Annotated in this window: 20 protein-coding genes; 11 read left to right on the top strand and 9 right to left on the bottom strand. The window is 43.8% G+C overall.

Annotated features, from left to right (window positions below; all coding sequences use genetic code 11):
* Nucleotides 1–94: 94 nt before the first annotated feature.
* From Q4549_RS04640 to Q4549_RS04615, 6 genes are all read left to right on the top strand, one after another.
* Nucleotides 95–508, top strand: coding sequence for a PaaI family thioesterase (locus Q4549_RS04640; RefSeq protein WP_303548948.1), 414 nt, complete (start codon nucleotides 95–97; stop codon nucleotides 506–508).
* A 181-nt stretch (nucleotides 509–689) separates the two neighbouring features.
* Entirely contained in the window at nucleotides 690–1,406 is a 717-nt protein-coding gene (locus Q4549_RS04635) for a hypothetical protein (protein WP_303548952.1), read from the top strand.
* 103 nt (nucleotides 1,407–1,509) lie between these two features.
* Nucleotides 1,510–2,115, top strand: a complete 606-nt coding sequence (locus tag Q4549_RS04630; protein WP_303548953.1) for a GyrI-like domain-containing protein — start codon at nucleotides 1,510–1,512, stop codon at nucleotides 2,113–2,115.
* Between the two features lie 35 nt (nucleotides 2,116–2,150).
* Complete coding sequence (locus Q4549_RS04625) at nucleotides 2,151–2,600, top strand: NUDIX pyrophosphatase (protein ID WP_303509369.1); 450 nt, start codon at nucleotides 2,151–2,153, stop codon at nucleotides 2,598–2,600.
* 290 nt (nucleotides 2,601–2,890) lie between these two features.
* Nucleotides 2,891–3,514, top strand: a complete 624-nt coding sequence (locus tag Q4549_RS04620; protein ID WP_303548956.1) for a CAP domain-containing protein — start codon at nucleotides 2,891–2,893, stop codon at nucleotides 3,512–3,514.
* A 502-nt stretch (nucleotides 3,515–4,016) separates the two neighbouring features.
* Complete coding sequence (locus Q4549_RS04615; RefSeq protein ID WP_137672221.1) at nucleotides 4,017–4,676, top strand: CAP domain-containing protein; 660 nt, start codon at nucleotides 4,017–4,019, stop codon at nucleotides 4,674–4,676.
* A gap of 89 nt (nucleotides 4,677–4,765) precedes the next feature.
* Here the strand turns inward: Q4549_RS04615 and Q4549_RS04610 are convergent, their stop codons facing one another.
* Both Q4549_RS04610 and Q4549_RS04605 read right to left on the bottom strand, forming a co-directional pair.
* Entirely contained in the window at nucleotides 4,766–7,327 is a 2,562-nt protein-coding gene (locus Q4549_RS04610; RefSeq protein ID WP_303548961.1) for a metallophosphoesterase, read from the bottom strand.
* 246 nt (nucleotides 7,328–7,573) lie between these two features.
* Nucleotides 7,574–8,098, bottom strand: coding sequence for a MerR family transcriptional regulator (locus Q4549_RS04605; RefSeq protein ID WP_303548964.1), 525 nt, complete (start codon nucleotides 8,096–8,098; stop codon nucleotides 7,574–7,576).
* Nucleotides 8,099–8,184: 86 nt separating this feature from the next.
* On the opposite strand from Q4549_RS04605, the gene Q4549_RS04600 reads away from it, so the two are divergent.
* Nucleotides 8,185–9,105, top strand: coding sequence for a DMT family transporter (locus Q4549_RS04600; protein ID WP_303548967.1), 921 nt, complete (start codon nucleotides 8,185–8,187; stop codon nucleotides 9,103–9,105).
* A gap of 202 nt (nucleotides 9,106–9,307) precedes the next feature.
* On the opposite strand, the gene Q4549_RS04595 is transcribed toward Q4549_RS04600, so the two are convergent.
* Nucleotides 9,308–9,520, bottom strand: coding sequence for a hypothetical protein (locus Q4549_RS04595; RefSeq protein WP_303548970.1), 213 nt, complete (start codon nucleotides 9,518–9,520; stop codon nucleotides 9,308–9,310).
* Between Q4549_RS04595 and Q4549_RS04590 the strand changes: the two genes are divergently transcribed.
* On the top strand, nucleotides 9,510–10,319 hold the full coding sequence (locus Q4549_RS04590) for a hypothetical protein (protein ID WP_303548972.1): 810 nt from the start codon (nucleotides 9,510–9,512) through the stop codon (nucleotides 10,317–10,319). The genes Q4549_RS04595 and Q4549_RS04590 overlap by 11 nt on opposite strands.
* A gap of 84 nt (nucleotides 10,320–10,403) precedes the next feature.
* Here the strand turns inward: Q4549_RS04590 and dsbB are convergent, their stop codons facing one another.
* Both dsbB and Q4549_RS04580 read right to left on the bottom strand, forming a co-directional pair.
* Nucleotides 10,404–10,922, bottom strand: coding sequence for a disulfide bond formation protein DsbB (gene dsbB / locus Q4549_RS04585; RefSeq protein WP_303509387.1), 519 nt, complete (start codon nucleotides 10,920–10,922; stop codon nucleotides 10,404–10,406).
* A gap of 58 nt (nucleotides 10,923–10,980) precedes the next feature.
* Nucleotides 10,981–11,574: a TetR/AcrR family transcriptional regulator gene (locus tag Q4549_RS04580; RefSeq protein ID WP_303548975.1), complete on the bottom strand. Its 594-nt coding sequence runs from the start codon at nucleotides 11,572–11,574 to the stop codon at nucleotides 10,981–10,983.
* A gap of 158 nt (nucleotides 11,575–11,732) precedes the next feature.
* Here Q4549_RS04580 and Q4549_RS04575 point away from each other — a divergent pair, with 158 nt between their 5' ends.
* Together Q4549_RS04575 and Q4549_RS04570 are read left to right on the top strand one after the other, a co-directional pair.
* Nucleotides 11,733–12,419, top strand: a complete 687-nt coding sequence (locus Q4549_RS04575) for a haloacid dehalogenase type II (protein ID WP_303548982.1) — start codon at nucleotides 11,733–11,735, stop codon at nucleotides 12,417–12,419.
* Between the two features lie 106 nt (nucleotides 12,420–12,525).
* Nucleotides 12,526–13,116, top strand: coding sequence for a sugar O-acetyltransferase (locus tag Q4549_RS04570; RefSeq protein ID WP_303548985.1), 591 nt, complete (start codon nucleotides 12,526–12,528; stop codon nucleotides 13,114–13,116).
* A gap of 289 nt (nucleotides 13,117–13,405) precedes the next feature.
* On the opposite strand, the gene Q4549_RS04565 is transcribed toward Q4549_RS04570, so the two are convergent.
* Both Q4549_RS04565 and Q4549_RS04560 read right to left on the bottom strand, forming a co-directional pair.
* On the bottom strand, nucleotides 13,406–14,908 hold the full coding sequence (locus Q4549_RS04565; protein ID WP_303548988.1) for a lytic polysaccharide monooxygenase: 1,503 nt from the start codon (nucleotides 14,906–14,908) through the stop codon (nucleotides 13,406–13,408).
* Nucleotides 14,909–15,303: 395 nt separating this feature from the next.
* Entirely contained in the window at nucleotides 15,304–15,606 is a 303-nt protein-coding gene (locus Q4549_RS04560; protein ID WP_303548990.1) for a helix-turn-helix transcriptional regulator, read from the bottom strand.
* Nucleotides 15,607–15,711: 105 nt separating this feature from the next.
* Here Q4549_RS04560 and Q4549_RS04555 point away from each other — a divergent pair, with 105 nt between their 5' ends.
* Entirely contained in the window at nucleotides 15,712–16,632 is a 921-nt protein-coding gene (locus tag Q4549_RS04555) for a permease (RefSeq protein ID WP_303548993.1), read from the top strand.
* A 153-nt stretch (nucleotides 16,633–16,785) separates the two neighbouring features.
* On the opposite strand, the gene Q4549_RS04550 is transcribed toward Q4549_RS04555, so the two are convergent.
* Together Q4549_RS04550 and Q4549_RS04545 are read right to left on the bottom strand one after the other, a co-directional pair.
* Nucleotides 16,786–18,105, bottom strand: coding sequence for a ferric reductase-like transmembrane domain-containing protein (locus tag Q4549_RS04550; protein WP_303548996.1), 1,320 nt, complete (start codon nucleotides 18,103–18,105; stop codon nucleotides 16,786–16,788).
* A gap of 119 nt (nucleotides 18,106–18,224) precedes the next feature.
* On the bottom strand, nucleotides 18,225–18,515 hold the full coding sequence (locus tag Q4549_RS04545; protein ID WP_303548998.1) for an excalibur calcium-binding domain-containing protein: 291 nt from the start codon (nucleotides 18,513–18,515) through the stop codon (nucleotides 18,225–18,227).
* Nucleotides 18,516–18,674 lie beyond the last annotated feature (159 nt).

Here is an 18,674-nt window from a genome sequence, read left to right as displayed (position 1 = left end):
ATACACCAGTAATTGGCATATGCCAATTACTGGTGTGATTTATTTATGGCATATGCTATTAATGGAGACTGAATATTGCTTAGGGAGATAATCAGTGAATAAGCTACAACCCGCGAACCACCAACATTGCACCGCTTGTGGTGATCCGCAACTAAACACCTATTCTATGGGGGTGACGTTCTCACTTAATCAACTAAAAGAAGCATGGGCAACGGTAAAGCTTGGGGATAGGTATCAAGGTTATAGTGGGGTGTTACATGGCGGTGTTATCAGCACTTTATTAGACGACGCAATGGTGAATCGATTGTTCTTTGAAGGAGTAGAGGCAATGACCGCTGAGCTAAAGGTTCGCTTTGTTAGGCCTATTCCTGTGAGTCAAACCTTACGCTTAAGTGCTCAGCTTGTTGGCGAGCGCAGAGGCATTTATTCGCTCACTGCATCGCTATGTGTCGATCAGCTGATTTATGCCAAAGCCCAAGCTAAGTTTATTGCCGCTGACCCGCGCTAATCTAACTTGAAGCGCGTTAATTAGCAGGGGTAGTGTTTAATCGACTTAGGCTAACAGTTTGCCTTTAGGGTCCTCGTTGCCTAAAAAAATACCGTTGTTTTATGCTTTTCTACAGACAAGCAGCGTTGAGCTACATCACTACTTTAATTGTGAAAGTGGCTATGAGAGCAAAGGCAACAAAATGAAAAAACTAATCACATTTGCAATCTTAGCGTTACTGGCCATTGTTAGCGGTTGTAAAGAACAGGGGAGCGTTAACCTTTGTTCAAAAAATGCCAACGCGAGTTCGTGTAACAGCAACAATACCGGCGGCAATAAAGGCGGCCAACCTATTAACCCCAACAACACATTGAATACTGCAGGGATTTACCGTGACGCTGTCGACGATCATGTTGCTGTGGTGAGCAGCAATGGACGAGTATTATTTTGGGATGACTATTTCACTGATCGCGAAGTGGAACAGCGTGGTTTAGTGCGTATTTCTGTGCAAGCAGACACCGAGTATACAGAAGACAGCGCCTGCCAATATCCTTCTGGTTATGCGGCTGGCCATGTTTACAGTTTCACACGGATGCAAGATAAGGCGGTGCAGTTTAGTACTAGTTGTGGAGATGCACGGTTCTATACGAAGCGCCCAAGCAAACAAACCCTGACAATGACGACTGCCGACAATAGTGGCTTATATAGCGCTGCAGGAGAGTACTTAGAAATTACGGATTTAACCCTCATCAATACCGATGGCATGCAGGCCACATTGGCTGATAATGGTCAACTTAAGTTTAATCACCCCTATACGGACTGCGAGCAAGAATACCTTGTAGATGAAACCAGTTTGGTCATTCTTAGCAGCCCAAATTGCGAGGCCACCGGTTTTGTTTCAGGCTTTTATCAGCCATAGCATAAGGTAACTACTTAACTACAGTAACAGCACGAGAGCTGTGTTTTGCGGTATGCTGACGGTATTCATATCGTTGTTGGTTTATCACCCTTAGAGTACAAGCATGAGCAAAATAGACTTTAAAAAAGAATTAAAGCAGTTTTATCGCCCTTCAGCTAAAAAAGTGGCGCTAGTCGATGTGCCGACCATGAATTTTTTAATGGTAGATGGGCAGGGTGAGCCTGGCTCTGAACGCTACCAAGCAGCGGTAGAGGCGCTGTTTTCACTCGCCTATACCCTTAAGTTTATGATTAAGAAGAGCGTGGGAATTGATTACGCAGTAATGCCGCTGGAAGGCCTGTGGTGGGCGGAAGATATGAGTGACTTTGTAAACGACAACAAGGCTAATTGGATTTGGACGATGATGATTATGCAGCCAGAGTGGGTGACCACGGAGCGGGTAGCTGAGGCGATAAAACAAGTCAACACCAAGAAAAATTTGGCCGCTATAGATCTAGTTCGCTTTGCTGAGTTTACTGAAGGTAAATGTGCACAAACTCTACATGTGGGGCCGTTTTCTGAAGAGGGAGCAACGGTAGAGCGGGTTCATCAATTTATTATCGATAGCGGCAGTCAACTGCGGGGTAAACATCATGAAATTTACTTGTCTGACATTCGCCGCGCCGCACCAGAAAACTGGAAAACAGTGATTCGCCAAGCCATGGTTTAAGGTTATTACCATTAAGACTTAAGGAGACGTTAAAGATGATTCCGCTAGATACGTCGATTGTTTCTGGAGTGGCTTTATCGCAATTTAATGGCCAAACCAAAATGCTGTTGATGAAGCGCAGCAAGGGCAATTATTGGTGTCATGTAGCCGGCCATATAGAGGGCGACGAGAAGGCGTGGCAAGCCATGGTGCGCGAGTTTAAAGAAGAAACTCAGATAGAGGTCACACAGCTTTACAACGGGCAGATTCTTGAGCAGTTTTTTGAAGCCAACAGCAATGTAATGCAAGTTATTCCGGTGTTTGTGGTGATCTGTCCTCCAAACCAAGCTGTGGTATTAAATCACGAACATACCGACTATCGTTGGGTGGGAATTGAAGAGGCTCAATCCATGGTACCGTTCCCTAATCAACGCGAGGTGTATCAGCATGTTTGGCAGCACTTTGTATTAGCCCACCCACACCCTTTATACGCAGTAGATATTTAATCTATTTACAAGTAGTAGCGGAGAGTTTTTGATTACTTTTTAGCATCGTGCCGGTTACTGAGTCGCTTCGAATATTTACTCAAATGGCTGTTGCTGCGTTGGTCTGCAGGTTATATAGAAGCGTATATTTAAGCTTACAGGGCGAGTAGTTTGATATTTTTTGTTGATGAAAAATTCATGGATTTTGCCATCTCAATGTGTTTTTATGCCTTATTAATTTAATTGTTAGTGAGTACTTAATGTCTCTAAAGGGCTTGTTTTCACTGGCTTTACGCATGATAAGGATGTGCATGTCTCGTTTTATATTATTATTGTTGTTAATAGGGCTTAGTGGCTGTGGTGGTTCATCTGACTCTGGCGAACCCACACCAAATCAACCTAACGATCCGGTTAATCCAGAAGAACCTGCAGAGCCAACAGAGCCAACAGAACCAACAGAGCCAACAGAACCAACAGAGCCAACAGAACCAACAGAACCAACAGAGCCAACAGACAATACCCTTCAAGCTCGTATGTTAGAGGCCGTAAACCAAGCACGAAGTATAGGGCGTAACTGTGGTAGCGACTATTACCCTGCGGTAGCCTCGCTAAGTTCCAACCTAAGTTTGCAACTGGCCGCTGAAGAGCACTCAAACAATATGGCCAATTACGATTTCTTTTCTCATACCGGATTAGACGGATCTAGCTCAGCTACTCGCGCTACGGCGCACGGCTATAGCTGGTCTTACGTTGGCGAAAATATTGCTGCGGGGCAACGCACTTTAGAAAGCGCGATGTCTGGTTGGTTAAGCAGCACCGGCCACTGCAAAAATATTATGAATGCTAACTACACTGAGCTAGGTGCAGCTATGAGTGAAAACAGCGGCAGTAGTTATGGCCGGTATTGGACTCAGGTATTTGGAGCGCAACGCTGAGAAAAGTAATAAGCAATGAATCTCTGATTAAAAGCCTAGCTAGCTGGGCTTTCACTTCATAAAAGTCTGTTTGATACATATTGAGTGTGTAGACCAAAGTAGGCTCAGAACTCTAATCAGTATTTAAAGGTACCGAGAGGCTTAATCATTTGTTGGTGAGCACATTGCCAAGCAAATTGTAGCGCTTTTCATGTTTAACATCCGCTCCCTACAATGAATCTTAGGATAATCTTCTTAATATTAATGGCTTATAGGTGTTATTGATAATTTAATTATAAACATAATCAAGATCATGTTTTTTGATTTGTAGTTATGTAATATTTTTATCCCTTGTAAAAGTAGAGCGTTATTGCAAGCTTTTATGAGTAAAACCAAATAGTTAGTGAACGCTTATGGTTACCGAGGGATCGTGTAGCACAGTGTATAGCTGTTATCAGCTTGATGTGTAGTTAATGATCCCTTGGTTTAGGAGCCTCACTACCCAGACGATATAAGGAAATATATGTCATTTTTTAAATTTTTATTGTTATTACTTGGCCTTAGTGGACCTGCTGATCCTGTTGAACCCACTGATCCTGGCGGCCAAGATCCTAGTGAGCCAACCAATCCGGTTGACCCTAGCGATCCGGTTGATCCCATTGACCCTGAGGACCCGGTGTTGCCAACAGATCCTGTGGACCCTGTTGAGCCAACCGACCCGGTTGATCCCGTTGACCCAATAGAACCAAGTGATCCAGTAGAAGATACTATTCAAGCTAGAATGCTAGAAGCAGTAAATGAAGCGCGAAGTGTAGGGCGTAACTGTGGCGGTACTTATTACCCAGCCGTTGAGCCATTAAGTTCTAACTTAAGTTTGCAGTTGGCTGCCGAAGAGCACTCAACTAACATGGCAAACTATAACTTTTTCTCACATACCGGATTAGACGGCTCTAGCCCTTCTAGCCGTGCCAGAGGGCAGGGTTACAACTCGTCTTACGTGGGCGAAAACATTGCAGCAGGTAACCGTACTTTAGATGACGCAATGTCTAGCTGGTTAAAAAGCAGCGGTCACTGTTCAAACATCATGAGTGCTAACTACACCGAGCTAGGTGCAGGCATGAGCGAAAACAGCAGCAGTACTTATGGCCAATATTGGACTCAAGTTTTTGGCGCGCAATACTAAAATAAGAAAAGTGCTAAATGGTTAACGGCTAACAGTTTTAAGCCCAGAGCTTTGTGCTCTGGGCTTTTTGGTTATTGGTAAAGGGGGTTTTACAACTTCGTGACTCGATATTGTCGAGTATGGTCAGTGAGGGTAATTTGATACAAACCCGGTCCTTGAGAAAGGGCAATATTGGCGCGCTCGTTACTGTGGGTTTCTCCATCAGCTTGGTCATCGCCATACCATTTTCCGTTGGCGTAAAATTTGAAACTGGGCTGGCTATCGGTAACGTTCACTATTAGTTGCCAGGTATTGTCGCCGATTAAGTTCATCGCGGTTTTTCCCCAACTGTTTGCAGTTCCACGAAAATCAACGCTCTCAAAATCTTTTTGGTAGTTAGCTGATTGATCGAGCACCGTCACCACTACGCTGTCGGTAGCGCTATTTCCTTGGTTATCCTTAACGGTAAGCGTTACCGGAAAACTGCCCAGTTCTGAGTAGACCTTGCTGGCAGACACTCCGGTTAAACCGTTTGACCACTGGTAACTAATAATAGAGCCACTTAAGGCTTGTGAATCGCTGCCATCAAAGCTCACTGTGTTGCCTTGATTCACATTAATATCTGGACCTGCATTAGCAATTAAGGCCAGTTTACTATAACTCAGAGTATCCATGAGTTGCTTGCTTCGGTCGTCGCCGGAGCGGTAACCAGAAGGCTGAACTTTGTCGCCCACGCTACCCATACCATAGGTTTTTAGCTCAAAATTATTGGCCGAAACATTGATGATGCTAAAGCCAATTTCGTAAGCGGTACCGTTGCTGTTATGCGGGTAAAACGCCAATTGGTGCATGTTGCTGCTGGTAGTATTCCGAGGCCATTGACCAGCAGGAGCTGCAATCATATACCCCACACCTTTATCAGCGGTTCGGCCATAACCCGATTTATTAAAATCTAAAGTGTTACTGGTTGCATGTACCGGTTTTAGGCGCTGGTATTCGTGCACGTGGCCAGTAATAGACCAATCTAATTTGTGATTAAAATAATCGGTATATGGGCGGACAAATGCTACTTCACTTTTGCCGCCTGCAGGGTTAATAGGTGGCACATGAAAATAAGCAAAACTCCAAGGGCAGGCCTGTGCTTTGTTTACCTCTTGCTGTAACCAGTTGGCTTGCGTTGCCGCATTGTTGCCGTTATCTCGTTCTGGATGACGGCCATAAAAAACCGGGATTTCTGAATTAACGCTCATGAAACAAGCGTTACCATAACTAAAGCTGTAATAGTCTGGGTAGCTCATATCTGGAGACAGATAAAAGTATTTTCTAAATGAACGGGTATCTTCGGCATTGCTCCAGTATTGCTCTGAATCACTGACCCCGATATTACCTGGTGTATCGTGATTCCCCATTGCTGGCATGATGGGCTTAGAAGCAAATAACTGTTGGCCTTTATCAAAAAATACTTTCCACCAGTAAAAGCGTTCAGAGCTATGGCTAACATCGTCTTTTACCATGTCACCTACGGTAATAATAAAGTCAAAGTCGTCCATGTGCTCACTGCTAATGGCTTGGGCAATATCGTGCCAGCGCTGCTCACCTTGTTCATCTTGCATGTCACCCACGACTAAAAAGCGGCTGTAATCCATATTGGTACTAGCGGTTTTAAATGCGTATTCAGCAGAAAACTTACCGTTTGGCCCAATTACCTTGTATTGATATTCGGTATCGGCTTGTAAGTTAGTGAGAGTGATATGGTGAACTTTTCCCCAACCTTCGCCAAGGGGGGCTACCTCATCTTCTGTTTGTTCTATCCAGCTAGTTTGGCCAGCTCGGCGGTAAAACACCGCTGCACTAAAGTTACTATCAGCGCTGCTTAACTCGTAGTTAATCACCATGTTACTGCTGGGGTCTAAGATGCTAGCAGTATTGTAGTCACCCGAATATTGCGGCTGAAGCAAAGTGAGGTAAGGCCCTATATAAGGTTGAAAGGGTTTATCTAAGCAAGTAGCTAAACTTTGGTACCAACGGTTTTCGCTGTAGCATCCGCTGTTGTTTCGGCTAAATTCATCATTCTTATCAATGATAAAGTTGAGCTTTAAACCGGCATCTAACTCCGCTTGATAAGCACTCGGTAAGCGCCAATAGTAATAACCACTGTCACTATCTACCAACAAGCTTTGTTGGCTATTCCAGCTGTATCCTTCTAACTGAGAAATGGCACTGCCATTAGAAATCCAAGCCCAAATAGTGGGAGTGCTGGTAAAGTCACTGGCATCAAAATAGAAGCGAGTATCTGTTGTATTAGTTTGCTGATTACTGGTGCTTGTTGCAGGGTCTTCACATTGGCTTACCGAATCAACGGTGATGGTTTTATCGCTGCTGTTAAAGCTTATTTGATAACTACCCGCTTGGCTTATTAAAAAATCATCAGCAGGGTAGCTGTCATTCCAATCGCCATAATGGTCAATTTTAAAACGGGCATTAGTGGCAGAAAATGTTTGGCAACTTTGGTGAAGGTGGGTGTTAACTTCACTCATTGCGGTACTGGCCCAGTTATTGGGTGTACCTCTAAAGTGCCAGGTGTCTGCATGTACGCTTGAGATGCTTAAAAGTGCGGCTAAGCCAAGGGCTGAACGCCATGGCAAAGTCATCGACTGTTTTGCTGTTATCATTTTACATTCCTTATGTATTATCTGAGATCTCTACGGATCTTCTAAATCCCAGTAAAATGCTAACATGCTTGAATTTTGTTCACTTGGCTTGTTGCTAATTATGAGGGTTTGCGCAGCTTAGCCACGAGAAGTTGAATAATCGCTGACGTTAGCCGCATTATGCGGTGTTTTTTGTGAAAGGAAGTTTTTACGAAAGGTGTTTTTGCGTTTTACCTGTACTGGAGTAGCAAGCGGGTAATTAGAGGCTTACTTCTTTCTGATTGTTGCAATGTCGTTAGCGCCAATCCCTAGCAGCTCCAAAAAACGCTGGTGCTGCTTTGGCTGCATACTTTCAAACTGTTTGTGCCAGTCATTCATGTCTTGTTCACTTAATCCGGCAGCTTGCATTACTGCAACCCAATCGGCTTTGCTTACTGTGTTGTTCTCTAATGAGTTGGCTTTATCTAGCAGCAATAATATGGCTTTTTGCTGTGAGCGCAGGGTTTGCACTTGTTGCTCTAAAGATTGAAAATGCTGGCTAAGTACGCCATCTAAAATTTGGTGTTCAACTAGCTTGCCGCTTTGCTTAAGTTGTTGGCCGATTTGCTTAATCGACATACCAAAAGAGCGTAAGGCAATAATCTTTTCTAAGCGCTGCTGCTCTTTGTTGCCATACCAACGGTAGCCGTTGGTAGATCGATAAGCCGCTTCAAGCAAATGTTGGCGTTCGTAGTAGAGAAGAGTGGTGCGAGACAAACCGTATTTTTTGGCTAAAGCAGTAATATTTAACATGCATTTCTCAGATTGTTGTTAATGGCTTGACCCGTCTATAAGTATAGCCTTTACACTCCCCGCCTGACTAATCAAGGTGATTCTTAATGTTACAAAATAATCCTACAGAGCAGCCCGCTGGCTTGTTTGCTGTGCAAAATAAAGGCATTGCCTTAGCTCTAGTTTCTACTGCTTTATTTGTGGTAATAGGCGGATTAGTAAGGCTGCTAAGCGAGCGGATACATGTATTTGAAATTTTACTGTTTAGGCAGCTTATCTTTGTTCTTATGCTTAGCCCTGCTATTTATGTGGGGTGGCAGGGCCTACTAAAACCACGCTTTATTACTTGGCACTTTGCACGAATATGCGCCGCTTTTGTTGCTCTAAGTGTAAGTTTTACCGTAGTGGCTAATATCCCTTTGGCTGATGCTACGGCACTGGGTTTTACTAAAGTGTTATTTGTTGCGCTAATTTCCAAGTATGTATTAGCCGAACAAGTCAACGTACAGCGCTTACTGGTGATTGGTTTGGGGTTTGTTGGTGTGTTATTGGTGATTCAACCGCGCTTTGCCGAGGCATCAATGTTGTATGTTGGTTTAGGTTTGTTAGCTGCATTAGGCGCTGCCGTGGCAGTGATTTGTGTGAAGAAGTTATCGGGACTAGATTCCACCACCAACATACTGGCTTACCAGGCGATTTTTGTGGGCCTATTAGCAGCCGTTGGTGCTTGGTTTTATTGGACAACACCCAGCTGGGCAGATCTCGGCTTGCTGTTAGCCGTTGGTGTGCTGTCGTCAGTCGCTCAATGGTTTGGCGTAACCGCATACAAACATGGTGAAGCGAACGTGGTCGCCAATATTGAGTATGTGAAAATGGTGTACGCTATTTTACTTGGCTATTACTTGTTTGACGAAGTGCCTAACAAATTGGCGATAGCGGGCGCAGTGTTGTTGATGTTAAGCCCGTTTATAGGGAAATTACTCTCACAATTTAGAAAGTCTAAGGCTAAGCTGTCATCGCTAAAGTAACTTAAAGGCCACTTTCAAATAGGGGAACGCTGAGTGTGTTGTAGCGAAGTCGCTATTTAGTCGGAGTCTGTGTTCGCGCTTAACTCGCCTTGCTTGAAAATAGCTAGATTCCCATTGCTGAAGTCACAAATCGAAAACACACAGAATATGAGTATTAGGTCAACAGGAGTGGCTAGCACTATGGTTAGATTGAAGTCTCCAGTTAAAAGAGCAGAAACTGTAGGCTTACGTGAGAGTTATTATTTTCAATTTTTTCATTGTGGTTCGGTTGGTGTACTTTTGCACAAATGATTTTTCCTGATTCAAAGCTAACATGAAATATTAGGTCTAAGTCTTGAACATCAATTTGAACCCAGCGACGCTCTAAAAAGTCGAAGTCGCCATCTGCAGAAGAAGAGAGTTGGATGAGAGCCAAGCTTAAAACAAGCCTAGTCATTTCGATTGTGTTGTTGCTCACCTTTAGCGTTGTTCGCTCGGTACAGGCTGAAAGTGAAGTGAGCAAACCTGACGTTTTAGTGTTGGCGGTGATACAAAGCAAAAACGACCCGTTATATGTTAAGCCTGTCCAACAATGGTTTATTAACATTTACACTGAAGCTTTCAGCCGTATGGGGATCACTTTACGCTACCGTATATTTCCTGCCAAAAGAGCCAGTTTGTATTCCGATAAAGGTGAAGTAGACGGAGAGCTGAGCCGCGTTTTCGACTATGGCACAAAGCACCCCAATCTTATTCGAGTAGAAGAGCACCATGTGTTATCGGTATTTAGTGCATTCTCGGCAGACCCTGCTATCAAGCTTGATGGGTGGGAAAGTCTCAAGAAAGATACCACCTTAAATGTGGAGTATCGGCGTGGTATTAAAAAAAGCACAGAAAAACTAGTGGCAATAGTTCCTTCAAAACATCTCTCTGCGGTTAACTCTATTCAACGTGCAGTTGAAAGGTTGTTAAAAGGGAGAACCGACGTTTTTGTTGAGCCAGAAGATAGTGTTACTGACTTTCTAAAATCAGAAACCTTCCAAGACATAAGCCAAGGAACGCCCATTTACAAAGCAGGAACCATGGAAATAGTTAGCAGCCATTTATGGTTACATAAAAAGCATCAAAGTCTGGTAATACCGCTGTCTACTATTTTGAGTGATATGAAAAAAGAGGGCCTGTTTGAACTATATCTTAAGCAGCTAGCGATTAGCCCTTCACGTATTAAATGGTGAACGACCCACTTTATTTAATGGGCCTATAGTCTAACGCTAAGCTGAGCATCTCTGCTCTGCCACATTCCCGTAGTTGTGTAGAACTTAAACTAGTGCCGGTTTTGTGAAAAACTGAGCCATTACCATGACGACCAACGCGATAAGATTAGCCGCAAAAATAATGATCAACCACTGCGGCATGCTTAGGCTTAAAAATATCCAGTCAACCACATCACAAGAGCCATAGGCTTGAAACATCCATGGGAGCCATTGGTCTAGCGGCGCCCAGCCAGGGAAGCTAACAAACAAATCACACGTGGCAAAGGGCGATGGATTCATTTGTAAATCAGTATGCGTTATCGACAGTTGCAAACCCCATGCTGCGCTCACTCCCCAAGCGGCAAAGCCAAGTATTCGCACTAATAGATTGTTGGGTTTTAATAAACCAATGATTGCGCCGCCAGCAATGCCCAACATGGCTACACGCTCGTAAATACACATGACGCAGGGCGGTAGCTCCATAACATGCTGGAACGCTAATGCGCATGCTTCAAAAAATACCATAAATAGCAATAAACTCAGCCAAGCTAAGCGAGTTTGGGAAAAATGATTTAAGGCCTGCATTTACGTTCCTAGTACAACAATAAACAAATATTCTCAGTGGGGGACTGGCTAAAAACTTTTACGCTGCGGTAAATGAGCTGTGTTCAAACAACTCTTCTATGAGTTGTTCGATGGGGGCATTACCATCGTGGGCGCGCGAGTATGTGCGTAAGCCAATAATCTGCACTTGTAGGTGACGGGCTAATTGGGCAGTGTCTTTATCGTTTTGTAACTCGCCAGCCAATTTGGCTTCATTAAGAACTTTGGTAAATTCAGCTTCTACCTTCGCCAGCAGCTTTTTGGTTTGTTCGAGCAGTTCGGCATTGTCGTCAGTTAATTCTGCTACGGTTTTTACCAGCATACACATACCACTAGGCGCTGTTTCTCGGCTATCTATTAGTGCTTTTTTTAAAAATAACTTTAAAGCGGCAATAGGAGAAGCTGCCTCAGCCTTACAGGCGTAAAGTTGTTCTATGCTTGAGTTGGCATAGTTATCTAAGGCTTCACTAAACAAGCCTTCTTTGCTACCAAAACTGGCGTAAATACTGCCGGGTCGCATATCTATGACTTCTTGTAGATTACGCATAGATGTAGCGTGAAAGCCTTTTTCCCAATACAACTCTGTGGCTTTTTGTACTACGTCTTGGCGATTAAATTTAGCGGAGTTAGCCATTAGCTTCACCTAGTTAAACTTTGAACAATTGTTCAATTTTACCTTGAACGAACGTTCAGGTCTAGCTATAGTGGACGCTGTTTTTAAGTGCTGTATCGCTTATTTGCGCTACAGTTTTATTGCTACTTGATAAGTAGCCAGATAAAAGGGCAATCAAAATGACAATGACTTTAGCCTTTGACGTATACGGTACGTTGATCGATACCCGCGGTGTAGAGCAACAATTACAAGCGTTGATGGGAGAGCAAGCTCCAGCGTTTTCTCAAATGTGGCGAGACAAGCAGCTAGAATATTCGTTTCGGCGTGGCTTAATGCAAAATTACCAAAGTTTTGCGGTATGCACTGCACAAGCCCTTGATTACTGTTGCCAAGCTTTTCAAATAGCCTTAACTGCCGAGCAAAAGCAAAGCTTGTTGGATGTTTATAAGGTGTTGCCAGCACATGCTGATGTAAAGCAAGGTTTGACTGAACTGCAGGGCCTTGGTTTTAAAATGTTTGCCTTTTCTAATGGCAAGCGTGAGGCAGTAGAGTTGTTATTAAAAACAGCAGGAATAGACCACTTATTTCTAAGCGTGGTGAGCGCCGATGACGTTCAATCATTCAAACCCAATCCCGCGGTATACGCGTATTTTTTACAGCAAGCTAATACGACTGCCGATAAGGCATGGCTGATTTCGAGCAATCCTTTTGACGTTACCGGCGCTATTTCTGCGGGTATGCAGGCTGCATGGATTCAGCGCTCAAAACAAACGGTGTTTGACCCTTGGGAAATACAAGCAAAGTTAGTTGTGGCCAGTCTCACCGAACTTGCTGAAAGCTTGCCTAAGTATAAAAGCGCTGTTTAGTTAATCCCTTTTAAGTAACTATGAACTTAGGCCAAGAATCCACGATAAAGCCTTGTTACAGTGCCAAATTATGCAACTAGATTTTGCTCATGAATGAGAGGGTGCCATGGATAGTGAGGATCAAAAACACAGCCAGCAGGTGTATTACTTTAATGAGGATATTTTTGCAGAACAAACTCAATGCCAAGAAGTTATTTATGACTATAACCACAGTCGGCCATCGCAAATAAAACTGCGTGAAGACTTACTGGAGCAAATCTTTGCAGAAGTGGGCGATAACTGTTTTATAGAGCCACCTTTGCAGGCTAACTGGGGCAAGCATACCCACTTAGGCAAAAATGTTTATGCTAATTTTAATCTTACCTTGGTAGACGATACCCATATCTATATTGGTGATTCGGTGATGATAGGGCCCAATGTTACCTTGGCCACCGCCGGTCACCCTATCGACCCAGAACCGAGGCGTAAAGCGGCCCAATTTAACATTGCTATCGATATTGCCAATAATGTGTGGATAGGCGCAAATACTGTGGTATTGCCGGGTATTAGCATTGGCGAAAACAGTGTAATAGGTGCTGGCAGTGTAGTAACCAAAGATATTCCGGCTAACGTGGTAGCGGTGGGGAATCCTTGTAAAGTGCTGCGAGAGATTGGCGAACACGATAAGCAGTTTTATTATAAAAAACTTCGTTTTTAAGGCCAATCATAGATCTTGCTAACGGGCTACAAAGGCCGCTTAGTGCTTATAAAAAGTATTGAATTAACGCTTGTTTAACCAGCAATGTTGAACACTTTCCGATTGTTACTCAGTGGTACTTGGTGAGGTGAAAATTGCGGCCAATATCATCGTTCGCAGAGCGCTTCTTAGCGTATGCATAGCAGCAAGGCGAGCGGTGGTTAAGCGCCGATAACGGGGTTAAGTAAATAAATAGCACCGCATTAGCGGTGCTATTTTCACATGATAATTAAACCTTAATTAGTAGTGACTATTGGCAAATATCACCACTAACAATAGGTACCTCTAAGTTCCCATTGCTGGTTCCTTGGAAACCCACACTGATGGTTTGGCCCGGCTCAATGGTGCCGTTCCACGTGGTATTGCTTACCGTATAAGGGCCATTTCCACTGAGTACGCCATTCCATAGCTGATTCACGCTGCTGCCGTCGGCGTAAGCCCAGCTAACTTGCCAGCCGTTAATCGCCTGCTCACCAGTATTGATTAAGCGGATCTCTGCGTTAAATCCAGAGCCCCACTGATCAACCACTACATATTCACAGCCCGCTTGGGTAGGCGGCAATGCACTAAGCACCAGTTCTTGGCTGCTGGTGGTTTCTAACAATCCATCGGATACGCTGAGCAACACCGAGTAGCTGCCTGCTGCATCGTAAGTGTGGCTTGCCAATGCGCCACTCGCTTTGTATCCATCGCCAAAGTCCCATTGGTAGGTCAGTGCATCGTTTTCGGGATCGCTTGAGGCACTTGCATCAAAGCTGGCGACTAAACCTTTGCTGCTTGCCTCAAAGCTTGCGACAGGCGCGGTATTGGCGGTCGATTTTACCGAAATGCTTATTTGCGCAGGGGCAGACTCTAAATCTTCGTTGTCTGTCACGCTAAAGCTAAAGTCGTCGTCACCAACAAATTCGGCGGCTGGGGTATAAGTAAGTGCAGCACCAGTGCCACTTAATGTCCCGTTTGCAGGCTGACTAAGCACTTGGTAACTGGCAATTTGGCCATTGGAATCACTGCCGCTTAAGGTAATGCTTAGTGGAGTGTCTTGATTGGTGGCTAAGGTCTGCGAATCGGCAATTGGTTTGCCTAAGGTGTCTTCGGCGTAGGCTAAATCAATACAGCCATGAAAACGCTCAAAGGTCCAAGAGTTACGCCCCCATTCACCGTACACTACCTGATGACCGCTGCGCTCTGGCAGGGTACAGGTAGTGGTAAAGGTAACCGCTTCTTTGTCTGATACTACCGCAGGGTTAGCATTGGGGTTGTTATCGTCGTATGGCAATACACAAAACGGTTCTGTTTCAAAGTCATCCCAACTTAGGGCTTTGCTTGGGTCAAATACAAAGCCTGGTTTGGTTATCCAATAGTGAAACTCTCGCGTGTCGGAGAAGTGATTTCCCCAGCTAATGTTCCAGGTAATATCGAGTGGTCCAGCTTGAGCGGGTTGGCCCGGCCAAGACGTGGCTGCGTCCCAAGGTGTGGCGCCGCCTTCCCAGGTTTCGCTGTCAAAACCACATACATTGGCTGGCAAAGGAGATACCACTGCACGCCCTTCAGCATGAGTCAGTACACTCATGAATTTGTAACCACCTTGCGCATCGTTGGCAAAAGCGTCGATACAATGTTGGCTAGTGGCTTGATCGGGTTTTTCGGTTAAGCCACAAAGGGCATTACGCGAGGGTGGATCTACGATTAAGCCGTGGGCAAAGGCTTGGCTACTGCCAAGTATACAAAGTGAGAGTATTAGTTTGTTAGTCATGTTGTTCCCTTAACATTATTAGTATTTTTACGCTGATTCGCCAATATGCTTGGTGAACCGGGCTTTGCCTCGTCAGCGAGTAACACGCTTGGCGTGGCAAATTAAGCTCAGCAACTACGACCACATACTTCCGTAATGTTGCTTGAGTTATTTAAGGGAACTTAGTTGAGGGATGTTAGCTTATCCATGAAACAGCTTGGTAAATGAAAGTGGCGGTTTCACCAGTAAATAATAAATCAATCATTAGTCACGCTTTTGTGAATTAACGTTAGTGATAAGAACAATATTTAATGGTTGGATTAACTATTTTTTAGTGCCATCCCCACGCTAATCACAGTTAGCAAAAATATTTTGAATGATTTTTGTACAGAGGGTGCTCGGGAATCGCTTATTCGCTAGCAAGCTTTAGTTTGTTCATCGGCACAGCATTCATCTTGTAAAAAGCTAATCACTGTTTGCAGCTGTTCAAACTCGGCTACGCAATATAAGGTTCGACCTTCGCGTCGTTGGCTTAACAAACCGGCTGATACCAAGCTTGAAATATGATGAGAAAGCGTTGATCCTGGAATCGCCAATTTTTCTTGTAAGCCGCCTACAGCAATACCGCTATAACCGGCTCTTACTACGCTTCGGTAGATACTTAAACGAGTAGGGTGACCGAGTTCTTTTAGGGCTTTGGCAATGCTATCTGTGTTCATGGGGCTTCTCCGTTAAATTTATATTTCGATATTATTAGAAATAACTTGTTTGTGTCAATGCTTGAGTATATATTTCGAATAATCTAGAAATTTGGAATTAATGTAATGTTTAGCATAAATAGTGATATGGCTTGGCAAGCCTTAAATATGTTTGGTTTTTTGGCGGTAGAGCTAACCTTGCTTTTTTTAGCCATTAGCTACTTGGTGGGGGTGTTGCAGTTGTATATTCCGCCACAAAAAATTCAAAGTATTCTCAGTGCCAAAAATGGTTCGGGTTATATCGTGGCTGGCTTTTTAGGGGCAATAACACCGTTTTGTTCTTGCTCTACCATTCCTTTTTTAAAAGGCTTACTGCGCGCTAAAGCGGGTTTTGGCACCATGATGGTATTTTTGTTTGCCAGCCCATTGCTTAACCCGATTATTATCGGTTTGTTTGCAGTGACCTTTGGCTGGAAGGTCAGTGTATTTTACTTTGTGATGGCGATGGGGGTCTCTGTAGTGGCGGGCTACACCTTAGAAAAAATGGGTTTTGAGAAATATGTAAAAGCCGAGTCTTATTTAGAGCCAGAAGCCAAAAAATGTGGGTCTTCTTGCTCAGGTAAGCCAGTGATTGAGCGCAGCAAATGGCTAAAAGTGTGGGACAGCACTTGGCAAGATTTTAAAAAGGTATTGCCTTACCTTATTGGCGGTATTGCCATTGGCTCGTTGATTTACGGCTTTATGCCAAGCGATTTAATTGCGCAGTTTGCTAGTAAAGATAACCCATTGGCAGTACCGGTTGCGGCTGTGATTGGTATACCTTTGTACATTCGTGCTGAAGCGGTTATTCCTTTAAGTGCAGCATTAGCCGCTAAAGGAATGAGCTTAGGGGCGGTAATGGCCTTGATTATTGGTAGCGCAGGTGCCAGCTTAACCGAAGTTATTTTGCTTAAATCTATTTTCAGAAACCAAATGATTGCCGCGTTTTTGGTAGTGATTTTGGGCATGGCCGTTAGCGCGGGTTACTTATATGGGTATTGGTTTTAAGTACCTAAAGTATGAGTTAAGGAAGTGGCTGCATGTAGGGCTTAAGCTCCATGATGCGAGAGCCAACGTTACCACGCTAAATGCTTAAGCTGGATCGTTAAAAACCGACTTTTATTAGTCGGTTTTTTATGACTATTCTTCGCCTATTCGGCCCTAGCGCATTTCAAATAACTCGTTATGGAATTGATTGAGGTTGTAACCTTGCTTGGCTAAATCATTTTGTAAACACTGTGAGAACTTACTTGGCCCACAAAACCAGATGCTTCGTTGCATTAAACCATCGACTTCGCGTAATAGTTGGTTAGCGTTTAAGAATGCTTGGCTGCTGTTATCGATAATCTTTAAATCTACTTGAGCGCCGCTCGCTAAGTGCTGTAACTCTTCGATAAACTTCGCCTCTATGGTTTCGCTGCAATAATACAATTTAGCGAGAGGAGGTTTATCCATGGTTTGGCGCTGTTGCAAAATAGCGGTAAAAGCGGCAATGCCGATGCCGCCGGCTATCCATAGTTGCGGCGCGGAGTCACTAAAATCAAAGTTACCATAGGGACCTTCTATTTTTAGCTCTTGGCCAATGCTAAGGCGGCTTTTTAAATTAGCGGTAAAGTCACCCAACTCTTTGATCATAAATCGTAATTGACCAGTTCCAGTGTGCGTAGAGGCAATGGTAAAAGGGTGGGGCTCTTCACCAGGAAAACCAACAAAAGCAAATTGCCCACTATTGTGGCCATGCCAGCTGGGAACACTTAAGCGCAAATCTAGCACTTTGTCTTTGGGTAAGAGCCTAAAGTTAGCCACTTTGGCGGTGTGTTGTTTGGTTTTACCTATACGCCCTAACAGGCTGTAGATTGCTGCTACGCTGCCCACCCAAATCAGCGCTAGGCAAACGTAAGTGATTGGGTAAGGCCAGTAACTGTGTTTGATTAATACTGCCGAGTGAAAGGCGATGACTAAAAAGGCTACCGACATCAGTTTGTGAGAAAAGCGAAAGCCTTTGTAGCGAATAACTCCCAATAGAGCCACTATTACCAACACAACAATGCCATAAAAAGCCCATTCACCAACATGCTCGGCTAGCTCTCTTAATGGTTTGACTAGCGCGTACAAAGAGTCAGGATTATTCGGTCCGCTGCCTCTTACGGGTTTATCTAACACTCCGGCTCTTACCAGTTGCTTAGGGATGATGGCTAACAGCCAATGTACAGCTCCCGTAACCACTGCTGCTATGCCAAGGTATTTGTGTAAGCGGTAAGACTTATCTAAACCTTTGGTGAGTTGCTCAATAAAGGGCAAGCGCAAAGCCAGTAACATGGTTAAACTCATCAAACCTACCGCTAGCATTCCACTATATTGAATGAGCGCAGAACGCCATTGAAAGAAGTTTTCAAAGGACAGTAAATTGGGCTCTGCTTGAAGCCACAAAAGGCTTAGTAGTGCTATGAACAGTGAAATTGATGCGGTTGTTTTACTCATGATTTGGCCTTACTTATCCCATAGAGAAAGTATAAACAAGCCAATTTTTAGTTACGTAAAGCGCAGGTAAAGAAGTGTAAATAGGTTAAGAGATTAACTTATTAATACCTAATACGATGTTAATTACAATGCTGACGCTCGCAAGGTATTCCATCATTGTCACCGTCCATTTTTGTATTAGGGCAGTTGTTAATGAAGAAGGTTGCTTCTGCACAGGAAGACATTTGGCTACAGTGTTGCCTACCATCACAAGTGTACTGTTGTGTGATTATTGATTGCAGCTTTGAGGCTTTTTTTATTGGAGCATCTAACAGTACTAAATCAGCATTGGTGATTACAGGTACCTGTTGTTGTGTGTAAATATTCCAAGCCGCAAATCCAACTACCATCCATAGTATCAGTTTCTTCATTTTAATCTCTTTGCACGTAAGCCTGAGTCGAGCTTAGGAAAGCCTCCTATACCAATTGGCTAAGCCTAAGAGCTTTACTATAAATGTTTGTTTTATATATTAATTGTTTAAAATCATATTTTGATTATGTAACAGTAGTCATTTGATTGTTGATTGCAG

It is taken from the genome of Agarivorans sp. 2_MG-2023, assembly GCF_030548085.1.
Taxonomy (GTDB): Bacteria; Pseudomonadota; Gammaproteobacteria; order Enterobacterales; family Celerinatantimonadaceae; genus Agarivorans.
This window is presented reverse-complemented; position numbering and strand designations above follow the sequence as displayed.

Bases quoted from the DNA above. Each gene is read 5' to 3' on its own strand.
- Q4549_RS04635 (WP_303548952.1), top strand. From the start codon at position 690: ATGAAAAAACTAATCACATTTGCAATCTTAGCGTTACTGGCCATTGTT.
- Q4549_RS04630 (WP_303548953.1), top strand. From the start codon at position 1,510: ATGAGCAAAATAGACTTTAAAAAAGAATTAAAGCAGTTTTATCGCCCT.
- Q4549_RS04625 (WP_303509369.1), top strand. From the start codon at position 2,151: ATGATTCCGCTAGATACGTCGATTGTTTCTGGAGTGGCTTTATCGCAA.
- Q4549_RS04620 (WP_303548956.1), top strand. From the start codon at position 2,891: ATGTCTCGTTTTATATTATTATTGTTGTTAATAGGGCTTAGTGGCTGT.
- Q4549_RS04615 (WP_137672221.1), top strand. From the start codon at position 4,017: ATGTCATTTTTTAAATTTTTATTGTTATTACTTGGCCTTAGTGGACCT.
- Q4549_RS04610 (WP_303548961.1), bottom strand. From the start codon at position 7,327: ATGATAACAGCAAAACAGTCGATGACTTTGCCATGGCGTTCAGCCCTT.
- Q4549_RS04605 (WP_303548964.1), bottom strand. From the start codon at position 8,098: ATGTTAAATATTACTGCTTTAGCCAAAAAATACGGTTTGTCTCGCACC.
- Q4549_RS04600 (WP_303548967.1), top strand. From the start codon at position 8,185: ATGTTACAAAATAATCCTACAGAGCAGCCCGCTGGCTTGTTTGCTGTG.
- Q4549_RS04590 (WP_303548972.1), top strand. From the start codon at position 9,510: ATGAGAGCCAAGCTTAAAACAAGCCTAGTCATTTCGATTGTGTTGTTG.
- dsbB (WP_303509387.1), bottom strand. From the start codon at position 10,922: ATGCAGGCCTTAAATCATTTTTCCCAAACTCGCTTAGCTTGGCTGAGT.
- Q4549_RS04580 (WP_303548975.1), bottom strand. From the start codon at position 11,574: ATGGCTAACTCCGCTAAATTTAATCGCCAAGACGTAGTACAAAAAGCC.
- Q4549_RS04575 (WP_303548982.1), top strand. From the start codon at position 11,733: ATGACAATGACTTTAGCCTTTGACGTATACGGTACGTTGATCGATACC.
- Q4549_RS04570 (WP_303548985.1), top strand. From the start codon at position 12,526: ATGGATAGTGAGGATCAAAAACACAGCCAGCAGGTGTATTACTTTAAT.
- Q4549_RS04565 (WP_303548988.1), bottom strand. From the start codon at position 14,908: ATGACTAACAAACTAATACTCTCACTTTGTATACTTGGCAGTAGCCAA.
- Q4549_RS04560 (WP_303548990.1), bottom strand. From the start codon at position 15,606: ATGAACACAGATAGCATTGCCAAAGCCCTAAAAGAACTCGGTCACCCT.
- Q4549_RS04555 (WP_303548993.1), top strand. From the start codon at position 15,712: ATGTTTAGCATAAATAGTGATATGGCTTGGCAAGCCTTAAATATGTTT.
- Q4549_RS04550 (WP_303548996.1), bottom strand. From the start codon at position 18,105: ATGAGTAAAACAACCGCATCAATTTCACTGTTCATAGCACTACTAAGC.
- Q4549_RS04545 (WP_303548998.1), bottom strand. From the start codon at position 18,515: ATGAAGAAACTGATACTATGGATGGTAGTTGGATTTGCGGCTTGGAAT.